This is a genomic window from Blautia luti, from assembly GCF_013304735.1.
Taxonomy (GTDB): domain Bacteria; phylum Bacillota; class Clostridia; order Lachnospirales; family Lachnospiraceae; genus Blautia_A.
On record NZ_JAAITI010000014.1, the window covers coordinates 19,277 to 37,576 of the forward strand.

The window sequence follows — 18,300 nt, forward strand, 5'->3', positions numbered from 1 at the left end:
AAAAGGAGGGCGTGAAATATGTTTGGTGAAGATTATGCCTATGCGGTGGCGCGGATACGTGTTCTGGAGACCGGACTTCTGAATCAGGCGGCGATCGAACAGCTTCTGGCATGTCAGGATGAGCAGCAGTGCCTTCAGATCCTTACAGAGAAGGGCTGGGGAAACGGTGATCCTGCAGCCGGTGCGGACGCCATTCTTTCCAGGGAGAGAGAAAAGATCTGGGAGATCATGGATTCGCTGGTAGCGGACCGATCTGTTTTTTTCGTTCTCTCTTATCAGGATCTTTTCCATAACCTGAAAGCGGCTGTGAAGGCCAGCATCCTGGATGGGACAACGCCGAATATTTTTTTCAGCGACTGTGCCATTGACGGGGAGGATATGGTGAAATTCCTGAAGGATAAAGAATACGACCGTTTTCCGGAAGATATGCGGGAAGCGGCAAGAGAAGCCTATGAGACCTTTTTGCACACAAGAGACGGGCAGCTTGCGGATATTATCGTAGACCGGGCAGCACTGGATGCCATAAAAAAAGCCGGAGAACGGTCAAAAGAAGAGATCGTCCGGCAGTATGCGGAATCCACAGTTGCGGTAGCAGATATCCGGATCGCAGTTCGTGCCTGCAAAACAGGAAAAAGTTCGGACTTCATGAAAAAAGCCATGGCAGAATGTGACACACTGGATAAGGAAAGACTGATCCATGCTGCAGTCAGCGGAATGGAGCAGATCATGAGTTATCTGGCAGAAACGAAATACGGGGACGGAGCTCTGGCACTGGCGGAATCGGCTTCCGCTTTTGAGAGATGGTGTGACAACCAGATCATGGAGACTATCCGACCTCAGCTGTACAATTCATTTTCACTGGGACCGCTGGTAGCCTATGTGCTCGCCCGTGAGAATGAGATCAAGACGGTGCGGATCATTCTCACCGGAAAGCGCAGCGGCCTTCCGGAAGAGTTTATCCGGGAAAGGGTAAGGGAAATGTATGTATAAGATCGCGGTTTTGGGTGATTATAACAGCATTTACGGGTTTGCGGCGCTTGGACTTGATACCTTTCCGGTGGAGGATCCCACAGAGGGAAAAGAGAAGCTAAACCGTCTGGCAGCCGGTGAATATGCGGTTATTTATATTACGGAACAGCTGGCAGCCCAGCTTTCCGCTGAGATCACTAAATACAGTGAGGCGCTGATGCCGGCGATCATTCAGATACCTGGAATTGCCGGAAATACAGGTGCAGGAATCGAAAATGTAAAGAAATCTGTGGAGACGGCAGTTGGCTCCGATATTCTTTTCAGTAATGAGTGACAAGAAAGCAGGTGATTGGTTCAGATGAGCAGAGGAACCATTAAGAAGGTAGCAGGACCGCTGGTAATTGCCAAAGGTATGCGAGATGCGAATATGTATGACGTGGTTCGTGTAAGCAGCCAGCGTCTGATCGGTGAGATTATTGAGATGCATGAAGATGAGGCTTCCATACAGGTATATGAGGAGACTTCAGGACTTCGCCCGGGAGAACCGGTAGAGTCTATGGAAGTTCCCCTTTCTGTGGAACTGGGACCTGGCCTTATCACAAGTATTTACGATGGAATCCAGCGTCCGCTGGACGACATCATGAAAGTAGCAGGCAGCAACAACCTAAAACGAGGTGTTGAGGTACCTGCGCTGAAGCGGGACAAAAAATGGAATTTCGTCCCGGTTGCGAAAGTGGGAGATGAGCTGGAAGGTGGCGATGTTCTCGGAACCGTTCAGGAGACTATCGTTGTTACACAGAAGATCATGGTACCACCCAATATGAAGGGTACTCTGAAAGAGATCAGATCCGGTGAGTTCACCGTGGACGAGACCGTTGCAGTTCTTTCCACAGCAGATGGAGATAAAGAACTGACACTGATGCAGCACTGGCCGGTACGACGTGGCCGTCCATATAAGAAAAAACTTCCGCCGGCCAAACCTCTGGTAACCGGTCAGCGTGTTATTGACACCATGTTCCCAATCGCCAAGGGTGGTGTGGCAGCAGTTCCTGGCCCGTTCGGAAGCGGCAAGACCGTTATCCAGCATCAGCTTGCAAAATGGGCAGAGGCAGATATCGTAGTTTATATCGGCTGCGGTGAGCGTGGAAATGAGATGACAGACGTTCTGAACGAGTTCCCGGAGCTGAAAGACCCGAAAACAGGCCAGTCTCTGATGGAGCGTACCGTTCTGATCGCAAACACCTCAGATATGCCGGTTGCGGCACGTGAGGCTTCTATTTATACAGGTATCACCATTGCGGAGTATTTCCGTGATATGGGTTATTCTGTAGCGCTGATGGCAGATTCCACTTCCAGATGGGCCGAGGCTCTCCGTGAGATGTCCGGACGACTGGAGGAGATGCCAGGTGAGGAAGGTTATCCCGCATATCTGGGTTCCCGTCTTGCACAGTTCTACGAGCGTGCCGGACACGTGATCTGTAATGGAAAAGATGGAAGAGAAGGCGCTTTGACCGCTATTGGTGCCGTATCTCCTCCGGGTGGTGATATTTCCGAGCCGGTTTCCCAGGCAACACTTCGAATCGTGAAGGTATTCTGGGGACTGGACGCAAACCTTGCATACAAACGTCACTTCCCGGCGATCAACTGGCTGACCAGTTATTCCCTGTATCTGGACAGTGTAGGCGGATGGTTTGATGAGAATGTGGCCAATGACTGGATGGAGCTCCGCCAGAGAATGATGACCCTTCTTCAGGAAGAGGCAGAGCTGGAAGAGATCGTAAAGATGGTAGGTATGGATGCACTTTCCCCGGGCGACCGCCTGAAAATGGAAGCAGCCCGTTCCATCCGTGAGGACTTCCTTCACCAGAACTCTTTTCATGAGATCGACACCTACACATCTCTGGAAAAACAGCACAACATGATGCGCCTGGTACTTGCATTTTATGATGCAGGCCTGGATGCACTGAAACAGGGTGCGGATATCAATGATATCGTAAAACTGCCGGTACGTGAGCAGATCGGCCGTTACAAATATACAAAAGAAGATCAGCTGGCAGCGGAATATGAGAAAGTAACCCGCCAGCTTGCAGCAGAGACTGCGGAACTTCTGGGAAAGGAGGGCCTGTAAAATGCCAAAAGAATATAGGACCATACAGGAAGTTGCCGGCCCTTTGATGCTGGTACGAGGCGTTGAAGATGTGGCATTTGACGAGCTGGGCGAGATTGAACTTGCCGATGGCGAAACAAGAAGATGCCGTGTTCTGGAGATTGATGGAAGCAATGCGCTGGTACAGCTCTTTGAGAGTTCCACAGGTATCAACCTTTCCAACAGTAAAGTACGTTTTCTGGGACGAAGCATGGAGCTTGGTGTATCCGGCGATATGCTGGGCCGTGTCTTTGACGGACTGGGCCGTCCCATTGATGACGGTCCGGAGATCCTTCCGGAAGAGAGAAGAGATATCAACGGCCTGCCGATGAATCCGGCAGCCAGAAGTTATCCGGAGGAGTTTATCCAGACCGGTGTATCCGCTATTGACGGACTGAACACCCTGGTACGTGGACAGAAACTTCCGATCTTCTCCGCATCCGGTCTTCCTCATGCACAGCTTGCGGCACAGATCGCGAGACAGGCGAAGGTTCGCGGAAAAGACGAGCAGTTCGCCGTTGTATTTGCTGCCATGGGTATCACTTTCGAGGAGTCAAACTTCTTCGTAGAGAGCTTTAAGGAAACCGGAGCTATAGACCGTACTGTTCTTTTTGTAAACCTGGCAAATGACCCGGCTGTTGAGCGTATCGCTACTCCGCGAATGGCACTGACAGCAGCAGAATATCTTGCCTTCGAAAAAGATATGCACGTACTGGTAATCCTTACAGATATCACAAACTATGCGGATGCTCTCCGTGAGGTTTCCGCAGCACGTAAAGAGGTTCCGGGCCGTCGTGGATATCCCGGATACATGTACACAGACCTTGCTTCTCTCTATGAGCGTGCAGGCCGTCAGAAAGGAAAAGCAGGAAGTATCACCATGGTTCCGATCCTGACCATGCCCGAGGATGACAAGACCCATCCGATCCCTGACCTTACCGGTTATATCACAGAGGGACAGATCATCCTGAGCCGTGAGCTTTACCGTAAGGGAATCACACCACCGATTGATGTTCTTCCGTCTCTGTCACGACTGAAAGATAAAGGTATCGGTGAAGGCAAGACAAGAGCAGACCATGCCAACACCATGAACCAGTTGTTTGCCGCATATGCCCGTGGTAAAGAGGCCAAAGAGCTGATGACCATTCTTGGTGAGGCTGCCCTCTCTGACATTGACCTGATCTATGCAAAATTTGCGGATGCTTTTGAGAAGGAATATGTTTCCCAGGGCTATCAGGCCAACCGTGATATCGAGGAAACCCTGGCCATCGGCTGGAAGCTGCTTTCCATTCTTCCGAGAAGCGAGCTGAAACGTATCGATGACAAATTCCTTGACCAGTATTACGGAAAAGTATAAAGGGGGGATGATTTGTGGCATCAACACAGGTGAATCCTACCCGTATGGAGCTTACGAAGCAGAAAAAAAAGCTGGTGACTGCAGTACGTGGCCATAAGCTTCTGAAGGATAAGCGGGACGAACTGATGAGACAGTTCCTGGATCTGGTGCGCGAGAACATGGAACTGCGTAAAAAAGTAGAAGCTGGTATCCGAAGCGCCAACACGAATTTTGTCATTGCAAAAGCCGGAATGTCGGAGGAGACTCTGAACACCGCCCTGATGGCTCCCAAGCAGGAAGTCTATCTGGAAACCGGCAAAAAGAATGTCATGAGTGTGGATATTCCTGTTTTTGAATATAAAACAAGAACACCGGATGCCAACGATATCTATTCCTATGGTTTTGCTTTTACCTCCAGTGATCTGGACGGAGCGGTAAAATCCCTGGCGGATATCCTGCCGGATATGCTCCGCCTGGCAGAAGTGGAAAAAGCCTGTCAGCTGATGGCGTCTGAGATCGAAAAAACAAGGCGTCGTGTAAACGCTCTGGAACATGTCATCATACCGGAAGCACAGGCAAACATCAAATACATCACCATGAAGCTGGATGAGAACGAGAGAAGTACCCAGATCCGACTGATGAAGGTGAAAGATATGATGCTGGAGGAAGCACATCATTACAAGGAGCGGGAAGCCGAGCGCGGTGCGTAAAGCATAAAACACAAAGCGCAGGCATCTTGTAAGAAAAAGAAAAATTGATATAGAAAGTTTTACGTAACGGGAAGGAGACGCCTCTGTGCTGTGCGATGTTTTGGACAGTGTAGGGGCGTTTTATTTATAAAATATTTAGTTTTCGTTCGCAGAAAATCAAGAGATGTACGGTATAATAATCAACAGTAAAGAATGCGCGGCGGAAGATGAGTCCTGGTATTTTATCTGTCTGTCGCAGCAGAAAGAGAAGGGAATACATTATGAATACTTTTTTACAGTCAGTACAGAATCTGGACGGAGAAATCCTGCTCCAGATCCAGCAGCATTTAAGAACAGATATGCTGACACCATTAATGAAGTTCGTTACATTTCTGGGAAACGGAGGATGGTTCTGGATCCTCTGTGCAGTTGTGCTTCTTGCCATTCCAAAGACAAGAAAAACAGGTTATGCTGCAGTTTTGTCCCTGATTTTCGGAGTAATTGTTACCAATTTGCTTCTCAAAAACATAGTAGCAAGGCCAAGACCCTTTGCGGAAATCGAAGCCCTGATCCCGCTGATCGCCAAACCGACGGATTTTTCCTTCCCCTCAGGCCACACCACAGCATCCTTTGCCGTTGCCCTGGTAATGCTTCGGATGCTCCCCAAGAAAATCGGAATCCCGGCAGTAGTCCTGGCAGCACTGGTAGCATTTTCAAGATTATATCTTGGTGTCCATTATCCAACAGATGTCCTGGCCGGGTTCGTGGTCGCGCTGGTGGGAAGTTCGCTGGCTGTGTGGGGTGTGAGGACGAAGCTGGGAAATATAAAAAGATAAAATGTGAACAAAGATAATCCCTGGTAATGGCAGTACCTTTCCGGGGATTTTTTTGGTATGGACACTTTAATTTGATAAAGTATTGACACGTCAGACAGAAACGGGGTACAATTATAAACAAGATTGTCAGAAAACAGTGAAAATGATGACGCAGAAATAAGGAGAGAACACGAAATGATATCAGAAAAAATGAAACCCTACGTAAAAAACAATTCTGCCATCCGTATGATGTTTGAGGAAGGAAACCGTCTCCGTGCAAAATACGGTGCAGATAAGGTCTTTGACTTCAGCCTTGGAAATCCGAGTGTACCGGCACCGGACAGTGTTCGTGAAGCAATTATTGAGCTTGTAAACAATACCGATCCGACTGTTCTTCACGGATATATGAGCAATGCAGGTTTTGAGGATGTACGCCAGACGATTGCAGAGTCCTTAAACAGACGTTTCGATACAAAATTTTCTGCAAAAAACCTGATCATGACGGTGGGTGCTGCAAGCGGCCTGAACGTAATTCTGAAGACAGTCCTGAACCCGGGAGAAGAAGTAATCGTTTTTGCACCATATTTCCTGGAATACGGTGCATATGTCCGCAATTATGACGGTGTCCTTGTGGAAATCTCTCCGGATACCACAACTTTCCAGCCAAACCTTGCCGAGTTTGAGCAGAAGATCACGCCGAAGACAAAAGCAGTTATCGTAAACACTCCGCACAATCCGACCGGAGTTGTATATTCAGAAGAAACAATCAGGAAACTTTCCGCAATTCTGGAAGCAAAACAGAAAGAGTTCGGAACCGTGATCTACCTGATCTCCGATGAGCCATACCGTGAGCTGGCTTACGATGGCGTGGAAGTTCCGTACCTGACGAAATATTATGACAATACAGTTGTGGGATATTCTTACAGCAAATCTCTTTCCCTTCCTGGAGAACGTATCGGATATCTGGTAATTCCGGATGAGGCAGACGGAAGTGAAGAGCTGATTTCAGCGGCAACCATCGCAAACCGTACACTTGGATGTGTAAATGCACCGTCCCTGATCCAGAAAGTAGTTGCGAAATGTGTAGATGCAAAGACAGATCTTGCAGCTTATGATAAGAACCGCCAGGCACTTTACAATGGCCTGAAAGAGTGCGGATTTGAGTGCATCAAACCACAGGGTGCATTTTATCTCTTCGTAAAATCTCCGGTTGAAGACGAAAAAGCCTTCTGCGAGGCCGGCAAGAAATATAACATCCTCATGGTACCGGGAAGCTCCTTCGCATGCCCTGGTTACGTGAGACTGGCATACTGCGTATCTTATGATACCATTGTAAATTCTCTTCCGGAGTTTAAGAAACTTGCGGCAGAGTATGGTCTGAAATAAATGAACGAAAATAAACGATAATCACAAAGCGGTTACATAAGAGATCCCCGGTACAGCCTGTTCATACAGAACTGTATCGGGGATCTTTGGTAAGAGGGAAATAAGCAGAGGAACGCAGCCGGGAGTGAATAAACTCCCGGCTGTGTTCCCTTAGAAGGGTGTTCCACATTTATTTGGCTTTTTTCTCTTCTTTCTTTGGCATTTCTCCGTAGTATGCTTTCAGATAGATATCTTTCAGCTCGGATACAAGTGGATATCTCGGGTTAGCGCCGGTGCACTGGTCATTGAAGGCCTGCTCGGACATCTCATCCAGAGTCTCCAGGAAGTATTTCTCATCTACGCCGTAGTCACGGATTGTAGGCATGATCTCGATTGTCTTCATCAGGTCATCCAGTTTAGCAAGAAGTTTTTCGAATACTTCTGCATCGTTCTTGCCTGTAAGACCTACAGAACGGCCGATCTCAGCATAGCGGGCAAGTGTCTTCGGATACTGATACTGTGGGAAGGTACCCATCTTGGTCGGAACCTCAGCGCTGTTGTAACGCATAACATCCAGAAGAACAACTGCGTTTGCGATACCGTGTGGCAGGTGATGGAAAGCACCAAGTTTGTGAGCGAGAGAGTGGTTCACGCCGAGGAATGCATTGGCGAATGCAAGACCTGCCATGCAGGAAGCGTTAGCCATATGATCTCTTGCTTCTACATCGTTGCCATCTTTGTATGCACGTGGCAGATACTCAAATACCAGTTTGATTGCTTTCAGTGCAAGACCATCTGTGTAATCGGAAGCCATCATGGAAACGTAAGCCTCGATGGCATGTGTCATAACGTCGATACCGGAAGCACGGGTCAGTCCCTTCGGTGCGCTCATCATGTTGTTGGTATCTACGATCGCCATATCCGGAAGGAGCTCGTAGTCAGCCAGCGGCCATTTAACGCCGGTATCCTGATCTGTGATGATGGCGAAAGGTGTAACCTCGGAACCTGTACCGGAAGATGTCGGGATTGCTACGAAGTAAGCTTTTTTACCCATCTTCGGGAAGGTGTAAACTCTCTTACGGATATCCAGGAAGTCCATGGACATATCGGAGAAGTCAGCGTCCGGATTCTCATAAAGCATCCACATAACCTTGCCGGCATCCATTGCGGAACCACCACCAAGAGCGATGATGCAGTCAGGCTCAAATGCTGTCATAGCTTTGGCACCTGCTTTTGCGGAAGCGAGAGATGGATCTGGTGCTACATCAGAGAAGCATGTATGAACGATGCCCATCTGATCCAGTTTATCTTCGATTGGTTTGGTGTAACCGTTCTTGTAGAGGAAGGAGTCTGTTACGATGAAGCAGCGTTTCTTGCCCATAACAGTACCGAGCTCATCAAGAGCAACCGGCATACAGCCTTTCTTAAAGTAAACCTTTTCCGGTGTTCTCATCCAGAGCATATTCTCTCTCCTTTCAGCAACAGTCTTGGTATTGAGAAGGTGTTTAACACCAACGTTCTCGGATACGGAGTTACCGCCCCAGGAACCGCAGCCAAGAGTGAGGGATGGAGCAAGTTTGAAGTTGTAAAGGTCACCGATACCACCCTGGGAAGAAGGAGTATTGATAAGGATACGGCAGGTCTTCATAGCTGCCTCGAATTTATCCATCTTCTCTGTCTCATTTACGTTGATGTAGAGGGAAGATGTATGGCCATAGCCGCCGTCTGCAACAAGACGCTCAGCTTTTGCGATAGCATCGTCAAAATTCTTAGCCTTATACATAGCAAGTACAGGGGAAAGTTTCTCATGTGCGAATTCCTCGCTGATATCAACGGACTCAACCTCACCGATGAGGATCTTGGTCTCAGCCGGTACAGTAACGCCTGCCATCTCAGCGATGGTAGCAGCTTTCTGTCCTACGATCTTGGCATTCAGCGCACCGTTGATGAGGATTGTCTTTCTGACTTTCTCGATCTCGTCTTTCTTAAGGAAGTAGCATCCTCTGTAAAGGAACTCTTCTTTTACTTCTTTATAAATGCTCTCCAGAACAGTTACGGACTGCTCGGAAGCGCAGATCATACCATTGTCAAATGTCTTGGAGTGGATAATGGAGTTAACTGCAAGACGGATATCTGCACTGTCATCAATGATGGCAGGTGTATTTCCAGGTCCAACACCAACAGCCGGTTTACCAGAGGAGTAAGCTGCCTTAACCATTCCAGGACCACCAGTTGCAAGGATGATATCAGCGTTCTGCATTACCATGTTGGTAAGATCAAGGCTCGGGATATCGATCCATCCGATGATTCCTTCCGGTGCACCTGCAGCAACAGCAGCTTCCAGAACAACTTTCGCTGCTTCGATCGTAGATTTCTTAGCTCGCGGATGCGGGCTGATGATGATCGCGTTACGTGTTTTCAGGGAAATAAGAGATTTATAGATTGCTGTGGAAGTCGGGTTGGTCGTCGGAATAACTGCGGCAATCAGTCCTACAGGCTCCAGGATCTTCTTGATTCCGTATGCCTTGTCTTCTTCTACAACACCACATGTCTGTGTGTTCTTGTATGCGTTGTAAACATACTCTGCTGCGTAATGGTTCTTGATAACCTTGTCTTCCATGATACCCATGCCTGTTTCCTCAACAGCCATTTTGGCAAGTGGGATACGCATTTTGTCAGCGGCAGTAGCAGCTGCCTTAAAGATCTTGTCAACCTGCTCCTGTGTGTAGGTAGCGAAGATCTTCTGTGCTTCTTTCATTGCAGCCATTTTCGCGGTCAGGGCTTCTGGAGTGTCGATGATGGTAGGGATAGTTTCTTTCTTTGCCATGTGGAATCCTCCTGTTTTCATATGATAATGATCTGTGGTTCTGCGGGCCTGTTTTTTTCGCCGGCAGATGCTGCAGAGTTTTTGTAAGTCCCCGCGCTGCGTTTCTTTGTTGATTCAATCTGATTGAATTTTCTGTTTCAATGATTATATAGTATCAAAATTCAGAAAAAAACGCAAATTCTGAATTTTGCCGCTATGTGCAAAATGACGAACAGAAAATCAGGGGAAAATACTGTAAATTTCACTCCGCAGAACGCTGAATTATTGAAAAATCCTTTCAAAAAAATCTTTAAATTCAGCACTGTGCACAAAAAAACATGTTAAATATTTGTCAACACTGACAAAAAACATGCACACATATGAGGGGCGGGCAAAAGATAAAACGTATCATGCAGTTAAAACATTAACGTTAAACTTTTGTCAATCGATCATGAACACATTATAATTTAACAGATTCCAGACGTCAATAGCGAATATGATAAATAATTAACGAAAATAACGAAGAATTTTGATAAATAATTCACAAAAATATCATATCGCGGTAAAGTGCCAAACCATAAGAAATAAAAAAACTTGGAATTATTTGAGTTTTCAGAATAATTTAGAACAATTTTTTCGCTCAGACCGTGGAGAAAAGGGCAGATAGCTGTCAGAAAACTGCAATCCGGGACAACCAGGAGATTTTTTACATAAAAAAATGCCATACGGGAACGAAAGTCCCATATGGCAGCGAAATAAAACGTGTTAAAGATATATCTGGATTCTTTTCAACTGTGAAACATTGTCAGATTCCAGTAAAAAATCAATAACTGGTCAAAAATGATCAGCTCTTGCGGAATGCAGCACGTTTTCTGTCTCTGGAATCCAGAATACGTTTACGGATACGAAGGCTTGTCGGTGTTACCTCAAGAAGCTCATCCTGGTCTATGAACTCGATGGCCTGCTCAAGACTTAAGATTCTTGGCGGAACAAGCTTCAGTGCGTCATCTGCAGAAGAGGAACGGGTATTGGTGAGGTGTTTGGTCTTGCAGACATTCAGCTCGATATCCTCAGCTTTTCCGTTCTGTCCGATAACCATACCGCTGTAAACCTTCTCACCAGGTCCGACGAAGAGAGTACCACGCTCCTGAGCGGAGAAAAGACCGTAAGTTACAGTCTCGCCTGCCTCGAAAGCGATGAGGGAACCCTGTTTACGGTACGGGAAGTCTCCCTTGTATGGTGCGTATCCGTCAAACATGGTGTTCAGGATACCGGTACCCTTGGTGGAGGTAAGGAATTCGTTACGGAATCCGATCAGTCCACGGGAAGGGATGGAGAACTCAAGACGTACAGTTCCGTCGCTTGCTGTACTCATACCCTGAAGCTCACCTTTACGCTCGCTGAGTTTCTGGATGATAGTACCGGAAAATTCTTCCGGAACGTCAACATATGCGATCTCAATCGGCTCCAGTTTACGTCCGCGCTCGTCTGTGTGATAGAGAACCTCCGGTTTGCTGACTGCAAACTCGTATCCCTCACGGCGCATGTTCTCAATAAGAACGGAAAGGTGAAGCTCACCACGGCCGGAAACCTTGAAGCACTCAGTTGTATCTGTGTCTTCCACACGAAGGCTGACGTCTGTGTTCAGCTCACGGTAGAGACGGTCACGAAGGTGACGGGAAGTGATGTATTTACCTTCCTGTCCTGCAAGAGGGCTGTCGTTTACAAGGAAGTTCATGGAGATTGTAGGCTCGGAAATCTTCTGGAACGGAATGGACTCCGGGTTGTCTCCTGCACAGAGTGTATCACCGATGTGGATATCTGCGATACCGGAGATTGCAACGATGGCTCCGATGGTAGCGCTCTTAACTTCAACCTTGTTCAGACCGTCAAACTCGTAGAGTTTGCTGATCTTTACGCGCTCGTGTTTGTCTGGGTCATGATGGTTCAGAAGCATCAGCTCCTGGTTTACGGAAATGGTTCCGCGCTCAACCTTACCGACACCGATACGGCCTACATACTCATTGTAGTCGATGGTGCTGATAAGAACCTGTGTATCTCCGTCCGGATCTCCCTCCGGAGCAGGAATTGCATCAAGGATGGTTTCAAAAAGCGGAGCCATATTCTCAGGTTTGTCCTCAAGGTTACGAACTGCATAGCCGGCTTTTGCGGAGGCATACAGAAACGGGCAGTCCAGCTGCTCGTCGGATGCATCCAGATCCATGAGAAGTTCCAGAACTTCGTCCACAACTTCTTCCGGACGTGCTTCCGGACGGTCGATCTTGTTGATGCAGACAATAACATGCAGGTTCAGTTCGAGAGCTTTACGAAGTACAAACTTAGTCTGAGGCATGGCACCCTCGAAGGCGTCCACAAGAAGAATAACGCCGTCTACCATCTTCAGCACACGCTCTACCTCGCCGCCGAAGTCCGCATGACCTGGAGTATCGATGATATTGATTTTTACATCCTTATAATGAACTGCGGTGTTTTTGGAGAGAATCGTAATGCCGCGCTCACGCTCAATATCGTTGGAGTCCATGACACGTTCCTGGACTTCCTGGTTCTCACGGAAAACACCGCTCTGTTTCAAAAGCTCGTCAACAAGTGTTGTTTTACCGTGATCGACATGGGCGATAATGGCCACGTTACGAACATCTTCACGCTTGGTCTTCATATAATCCAAATCCTTTCTTTCCATATATAAGTAATCTTTTTGTTAAAAATGATGTCCAAATTTACAGTTTATCACATTTTCGTGAGATTACAAGATATAAAAAAATATTTTTAGTTTTTCATTTTCCAGACATATTATACCCCAAATGCACATACATTGGTATAGACGAAATACACGAAGAGGAAGGAGAGCTACTTATTATGGCAGATAAAATTATTGAAAACAATCAGGTATCGGTTATGGGGCGTATTGCCACCGGATTTACCTTCAGCCATCAGGTTTTTGGAGAAGGGTTTTATATGATGGATATTCTGGTAAAACGTCTCAGCGATTCTGAGGACAGGATTCCGGTGATGGTGTCCGAGCGTCTGATTGATATCACCCAGGACTATGTTGGGGAGTATATTGAAATCCACGGACAGTTCCGGTCCTATAACCGTCATGAGGAAAAGAGAAATAGACTTGTGCTTTCGGTATTTGCCAGGGAAGTGAAATTTGTGGAAGAGGGAGAGGAATCCATACCGGTCAATCAGATTTTTCTGGACGGGTATATCTGCAAACCGCCTGTATACAGAAAAACTCCGCTTGGAAGAGAGATTGCGGATCTTCTGATGGCAGTCAACCGTCCTTACGGAAAATCCGATTACATACCATGTATATGCTGGGGAAGAAATGCCAGATATGCTTCGGCTTTTGAAGTAGGCGGACATGTGCTGATCTGGGGCAGAATTCAGAGCAGGGAATATATGAAACGAATCAGTGAAAATGAGACAGAAAAAAGGATAGCCTATGAAGTTTCGGTGAGCAAATTGGAATATGTTGAGTAACATTGGACAGGTTATGGAATATTGGTGGGAACATTAAGGTAACACTTGCATTTCCAGCCAATCTGCGGTAATATAAGAAAAATTAAAAAAATGGGGAATTACCGGTTTCACTAAACAGTAAGAGGAAGAATCATGGAAAAAGAAATAACAGAGGTTTATTGCGGGAACGGGAAAGGAAAGACGACACTGGCTATCGGCCAGGCTTTGCGCTTTGCCGCGCAGGGAAAAAGTGTGATCATCATACAGTTTCTCAAGGGCAGGGAACGCAGAGAACTGGATTTTCTTGAGGATCTGGATAATCTTGATTTCAAGATTTTCCGTTTCGAAAAAATGGACACCTGCTATAATGACCTGAGTGAGCAGGAAAAGACAGAAGAGAGAACCAATATTCTCAACGGCCTTAATTTTGCACGGAAGGTAATTGCTACCGGAGAGTGTGATTTTCTGCTGCTGGATGAAATCCTCGGGCTTATGGATAAAGGAATCGCTCCAGTTGAGACGATCATCGATATGCTTAAGCAGAAGGATGAAAGTATGCACATAGTTATGACCGGACGCTGGCTTCCGGAAGCACTGAAGCCATATGTGGACAGTGTTACCACAATGACAACAGAGCTGACCGGACAGGAACGGAAATAAGCAACAGTTCACAGAAGAAAGAAGGAGGAAGACAAATGGCAATTTTTAAAGGAACAGGCGTTGCAATCGTAACACCTATGTACGAAGACGGTAAGGTAAATTATGAGAAACTTGAGGAGATCCTTGAGGATCAGATCGCGAACAGCACAGACGCCATCGTTATCTGCGGAACAACAGGAGAATCTTCTACTCTGACACACGGAGAGCACCTTCAGACAATCAAGTTCACAATTGACAAAGTTAACAAACGTGTGCCTGTAATCGCAGGAACAGGTTCCAATTGTACAGAGACAGCAATCATGATGTCCAAGGAAGCAGCTTCCTATGGTGCAGACGCTCTTCTTATTGTAACACCTTATTATAACAAGGCTACACAGAAGGGACTTATCGCTCATTACACAGCAATTGCCAATGCAGTTCCGGAAACTCCGCTCATCATGTACAATGTACCGAGCCGTACAGGCTGCAACATCCAGCCGGCTACAGCAGCTTACCTTGCAAAGAATGTAAAGAACATTGTCGGAATCAAGGAAGCAACCGGAGATCTTTCCCAGATCGCCAAAATGATGTCTTTGGCAGACGGACAGCTTGAGCTTTACTCCGGAAACGATGATCAGGTACTTCCGATTCTTTCTCTTGGCGGACTTGGTGTTATTTCCGTACTTTCCAATGTTGCACCGAAGTTTACACATGACATGGTCATGAAATATTTCGACGGTGATACCAAGGGAGCAACAGAGGATCAGCTGAAAGCTCTTCCGCTGATCAACGCACTGTTCAGCGAAGTAAACCCGATTCCTGTTAAGACAGCTATGAACCTTATGGGAATGAACGTAGGACCGCTTCGTATGCCACTTTGCGAGATGGAAGAAGACACAAAGGCAGCTCTTGCAAAAGAGATCGAGAAATTCGGCCTTAAGCTTGCAAAATAATCAGACTGTAAGCGGAAGGTAAAGGAGAATATACTATGGTAAAAATCATCATGCATGGCTGCAACGGACATATGGGTCAGGTGATCAGTGGCATTGTGGAGAAAGATCCGGATGCAGAGATCGTGGCAGGCATCGACATTGCAGATCAGGGAAAAAACAGCTATCCGGTATTTACCGATATTGATACATGTCAGGTAGAGGCAGACGCGATCATTGATTTCTCCTCTGCAAAAGCAACAGACAAGCTTCTTGAGTACAGTGCCGCACGCCAGATCCCGGTTGTTCTCTGCAGCACAGGCTTAAACGAGGAGCAGCTTGCGAAAGTAGAAGAAACATCCAAAAAGGTTGCAGTGCTGAAATCTGCGAACATGTCTCTTGGTATCAACACACTTCTGAAACTGGTTCAGGACGCTGCCAAGGTTCTTGCAACTGCAGGATTTGACATGGAGATCGTTGAGAAACATCACCGCCTGAAAGTAGACGCACCAAGTGGTACTGCACTTGCACTGGCAGACAGCATTAATGAAGTTATGGATAACAAGTATCATTATGTATATGACCGCAGCCAGAAACGTGAGAAACGTGACGATAAGGAGATCGGAATCTCCGCAGTTCGTGGCGGAACCATCGTAGGTGAGCATGAGATCATTTTTGCAGGTCAGGACGAAGTGATCGAGTTCAAGCATACTGCATATTCCAAGGCTATTTTTGGAAAAGGTGCTGTAGAAGCAGCCAAATTCCTTGCAGGTAAACCGGCAGGACGTTACGATATGAGTGACGTGATCGGCTGATGCTGACAGACTGAGCGGTGTAACAGATAAACCGTAACAGAATAAAATGCAGATAATACAGACGGGTTTCGTGTAAAAGCGGAACTCGTCTTTTTATGCCCACTTTACAGTAAAGAACATTTTATTGAAAATTTTCCCAGAATAGGATAACGGAAAAAGTGTCATATTAGGAATACAGAATTTTTCAGAAAAAGGAGAAGATCATATGAAAAAATGGAAGGCGATTCTTTTTGGCACTATGCTCACTCTGTCTCTGTGTACATTTACAGCCTGTGGTACAGAGGTAAACAATGCGGATGAAACCGTGGACGAAAAAAATAAAGATGAGAAAGATAAGAAAAAAGATACAAACGAAAATACTGCCACAGAAAATGAAATTATGGAAGGCGAAACGGACAATGATGGTGTGATGGATAACGGCGGGGTCATCGAAGATTCTGGTACAGATAACAATGAGATGGCCGGTGGGAATGTCACCGTGACTCCCACAGGGGACGGAAATAATGCAACGACAGCGCCGGGAACAGCGGGTGTCAATGGAACAGAAAACGGAACCGAAAATGATGGAACGGTATCCGGTGAGCTGGGTGACAGCGTGAAGGATCTGGGTGATGGCGTAGGTAATGCAGTGGATGATATCGGCAATGCAGTAGGAAATGCAGTAGAGGGCAGATAGAGTTACTGTTTATTTTGTGGTCAGCAACTGTAAGGTAATCTCGTGTTACAGATATTTTACCACAGCATTGCATAAAACTGTTTCAGATGCTATGATCAGTGCATGGAAAGAAAACGGAGGACAGGATTATGAAATTCAGACCATGCATTGATATACATAACGGAAAAGTAAAACAGATCGTAGGTGGAAGCCTGAAAGATCAGGGTGACCAGGCCGCGGAAAATTTTGTGTCAGAGCAGGATGCGGCATTTTATGCAGAGCTTTATAAGAAGGCCGGTTTAAAAGGTGGCCATGTGATCCTTCTGAATGGAAAAGATTCTCCAAACTATGAAGCGACGAAAGCCCAGGCACTTCTTGCCCTGAAAAAATACCCCGGAGGACTTCAGATCGGAGGCGGGATCTGCCCGGAGAATGCGGCGGAGTATCTGGAGGCTGGTGCCAGCCACGTGATCGTAACTTCCTATGTATTCAAAAACGGAGTGATCTCCTGGGAAAATCTGGATAAAATCCGGAACGCAGCAGGAAAAGAACATCTTGTACTTGATTTAAGCTGCCGCAAAAAAGATGGTAATTATCACATAGTCACAGACCGCTGGCAGAAATTTACAGAAGAGATTGTGACACTGGAACTGATGGAGAAGCTTGGAAGTTACTGCGATGAGTTTCTGGTCCATGCAGTGGATGTGGAAGGAAAGGCTCATGGTGTTGAGAACGAACTTGCGGAACTTCTGGGACAGTACAAAGCTCATCCGGTAACCTATGCAGGCGGTGTCGGTTCTATGGCAGATATTGAGGAACTTCGAAAGGCAGGACAGGGAAGACTGGACGTGACTGTTGGCAGTGCCCTGGATATTTTTGGCGGAAGCATACCATTTGAAGTTCTGGCAGAGATGAAGTAGAATAGTTGCATATTCATGACAAAAAAATCCTTTTGCAGGAATATATTGAATAAATTCAGAAAAAATTTGTGAAATTTTTGAAAAGTGATGTTAAAATTCAACTTAATGTGTTATAATAGCAACATAAAACAGCAAAGGGGATGGAAGTCATGAAATTTATTATTAGTGGAAAGAATATAGCAGTAACAGAAGGACTTAAAACAGCTGTTGAGGACAAGCTTGGTAAACTTGAAAGGTATTTCACTCCTGAAACTGAGATTTCAGTAACCTTAAGTGTTGAGAAGGATCGCCAGAAGATCGAGGTAACAATCCCTGTGAAAGGTAACATTATCCGTTCCGAGCAGGTAAGCAATGACATGTATGTATCCATCGATCTGGTTGAAGAGGTAATTGAGCGTCAGCTTCGTAAATACAAGAACAAGATCGTTGACAAGCAGCAGGAATCCACAAACTTCCAGAAAGCATACCTTGATAAGGATTATGAAGAGGATGAGGAAGTTAAGATCATCCGTACCAAGAAATTCGGAATCAAACCAATGTATCCGGAAGATGCATGTGTACAGATGGAGCTTCTTGGACATAATTTCTTTGTATTCTTCAATGCTGAGACAGAGCAGGTGAACGTAGTTTACAAACGTAAAGGTAATACTTACGGACTGATTGAGCCAGAGTTTTAGGCAGAAGTCTCTGTAGGAGATCATGGGTGAATGATCTTTTATAAAAACTGAATATT

Annotated in this window: 16 protein-coding genes; 14 read left to right on the top strand and 2 right to left on the bottom strand. The window is 46.3% G+C overall.

The genetic code is table 11. From position 1 onward, the window contains the following. The first annotated feature begins 18 nt into the window (after window positions 1–18). The 7 genes from G5B06_RS09260 to G5B06_RS09290 all read left to right on the top strand — a co-directional run bounded on the left by G5B06_RS09260 (window position 19) and on the right by G5B06_RS09290 (window position 7,341). Entirely contained in the window at window positions 19–990 is a 972-nt protein-coding gene (locus G5B06_RS09260) for a V0D/AC39 family V-type ATPase subunit (protein WP_173761976.1), read from the top strand. Then, window positions 983–1,303 (top strand): V-type ATP synthase subunit F, encoded by a 321-nt coding sequence (locus G5B06_RS09265; protein ID WP_173761977.1) that lies wholly within the window; start codon window positions 983–985, stop codon window positions 1,301–1,303. The genes G5B06_RS09260 and G5B06_RS09265 overlap by 8 nt, the downstream gene beginning before the upstream one ends. 24 nt (window positions 1,304–1,327) lie before the next feature. Beyond that, the gene (locus G5B06_RS09270) at window positions 1,328–3,097 is read left to right on the top strand and encodes a V-type ATP synthase subunit A (RefSeq protein ID WP_148445285.1); all 1,770 of its coding nucleotides are present in this window, start codon (window positions 1,328–1,330) and stop codon (window positions 3,095–3,097) included. A 1-nt stretch (window position 3,098) separates the two neighbouring features. Further along, window positions 3,099–4,472 (top strand): V-type ATP synthase subunit B, encoded by a 1,374-nt coding sequence (locus tag G5B06_RS09275; RefSeq protein ID WP_118061791.1) that lies wholly within the window; start codon window positions 3,099–3,101, stop codon window positions 4,470–4,472. A 14-nt stretch (window positions 4,473–4,486) separates the two neighbouring features. Next, window positions 4,487–5,161 (top strand): V-type ATP synthase subunit D, encoded by a 675-nt coding sequence (locus G5B06_RS09280; RefSeq protein ID WP_021975777.1) that lies wholly within the window; start codon window positions 4,487–4,489, stop codon window positions 5,159–5,161. Between the two features lie 260 nt (window positions 5,162–5,421). Continuing rightward, window positions 5,422–5,976 carry a phosphatase PAP2 family protein gene (locus tag G5B06_RS09285; protein WP_173761978.1) on the top strand — a complete coding sequence of 185 codons (555 nt, stop codon included), beginning with the start codon at window positions 5,422–5,424 and terminating at the stop codon, window positions 5,974–5,976. Window positions 5,977–6,150: 174 nt separating this feature from the next. Further along, window positions 6,151–7,341 (top strand): pyridoxal phosphate-dependent aminotransferase, encoded by a 1,191-nt coding sequence (locus G5B06_RS09290; RefSeq protein WP_173761979.1) that lies wholly within the window; start codon window positions 6,151–6,153, stop codon window positions 7,339–7,341. 169 nt (window positions 7,342–7,510) lie between these two features. Here G5B06_RS09290 and adhE read toward each other — a convergent pair whose 3' ends face one another. Together adhE and typA are read right to left on the bottom strand one after the other, a co-directional pair. After that, a complete protein-coding gene (gene adhE, locus G5B06_RS09295) occupies window positions 7,511–10,147 on the bottom strand; it encodes a bifunctional acetaldehyde-CoA/alcohol dehydrogenase (protein WP_173761980.1) in 2,637 nt (878 codons plus the stop codon). Between the two features lie 823 nt (window positions 10,148–10,970). After that, window positions 10,971–12,803, bottom strand: a complete 1,833-nt coding sequence (gene typA, locus G5B06_RS09300) for a translational GTPase TypA (protein WP_173771835.1) — start codon at window positions 12,801–12,803, stop codon at window positions 10,971–10,973. A gap of 200 nt (window positions 12,804–13,003) precedes the next feature. On the opposite strand from typA, the gene G5B06_RS09305 reads away from it, so the two are divergent. From G5B06_RS09305 to hpf, 7 genes are all read left to right on the top strand, one after another. Beyond that, a complete protein-coding gene (locus tag G5B06_RS09305) occupies window positions 13,004–13,630 on the top strand; it encodes a single-stranded DNA-binding protein (protein WP_021975802.1) in 627 nt (208 codons plus the stop codon). A gap of 132 nt (window positions 13,631–13,762) precedes the next feature. Next, window positions 13,763–14,269 carry a cob(I)yrinic acid a,c-diamide adenosyltransferase gene (locus tag G5B06_RS09310; protein WP_021975801.1) on the top strand — a complete coding sequence of 169 codons (507 nt, stop codon included), beginning with the start codon at window positions 13,763–13,765 and terminating at the stop codon, window positions 14,267–14,269. 35 nt (window positions 14,270–14,304) lie between these two features. Then, window positions 14,305–15,201 (top strand): 4-hydroxy-tetrahydrodipicolinate synthase, encoded by an 897-nt coding sequence (gene dapA / locus G5B06_RS09315; RefSeq protein ID WP_173771837.1) that lies wholly within the window; start codon window positions 14,305–14,307, stop codon window positions 15,199–15,201. A gap of 35 nt (window positions 15,202–15,236) precedes the next feature. Then, complete coding sequence (gene dapB / locus G5B06_RS09320) at window positions 15,237–15,992, top strand: 4-hydroxy-tetrahydrodipicolinate reductase (RefSeq protein ID WP_173771838.1); 756 nt, start codon at window positions 15,237–15,239, stop codon at window positions 15,990–15,992. A 205-nt stretch (window positions 15,993–16,197) separates the two neighbouring features. Next, on the top strand, window positions 16,198–16,668 hold the full coding sequence (locus tag G5B06_RS09325) for a hypothetical protein (RefSeq protein ID WP_173761983.1): 471 nt from the start codon (window positions 16,198–16,200) through the stop codon (window positions 16,666–16,668). A gap of 128 nt (window positions 16,669–16,796) precedes the next feature. Next, entirely contained in the window at window positions 16,797–17,567 is a 771-nt protein-coding gene (gene hisA, locus G5B06_RS09330; protein WP_173771839.1) for a phosphoribosylformimino-5-aminoimidazole carboxamide ribotide isomerase, read from the top strand. Window positions 17,568–17,716: 149 nt separating this feature from the next. After that, window positions 17,717–18,244, top strand: coding sequence for a ribosome hibernation-promoting factor, HPF/YfiA family (hpf, locus tag G5B06_RS09335; RefSeq protein WP_015526242.1), 528 nt, complete (start codon window positions 17,717–17,719; stop codon window positions 18,242–18,244). Window positions 18,245–18,300 lie beyond the last annotated feature (56 nt).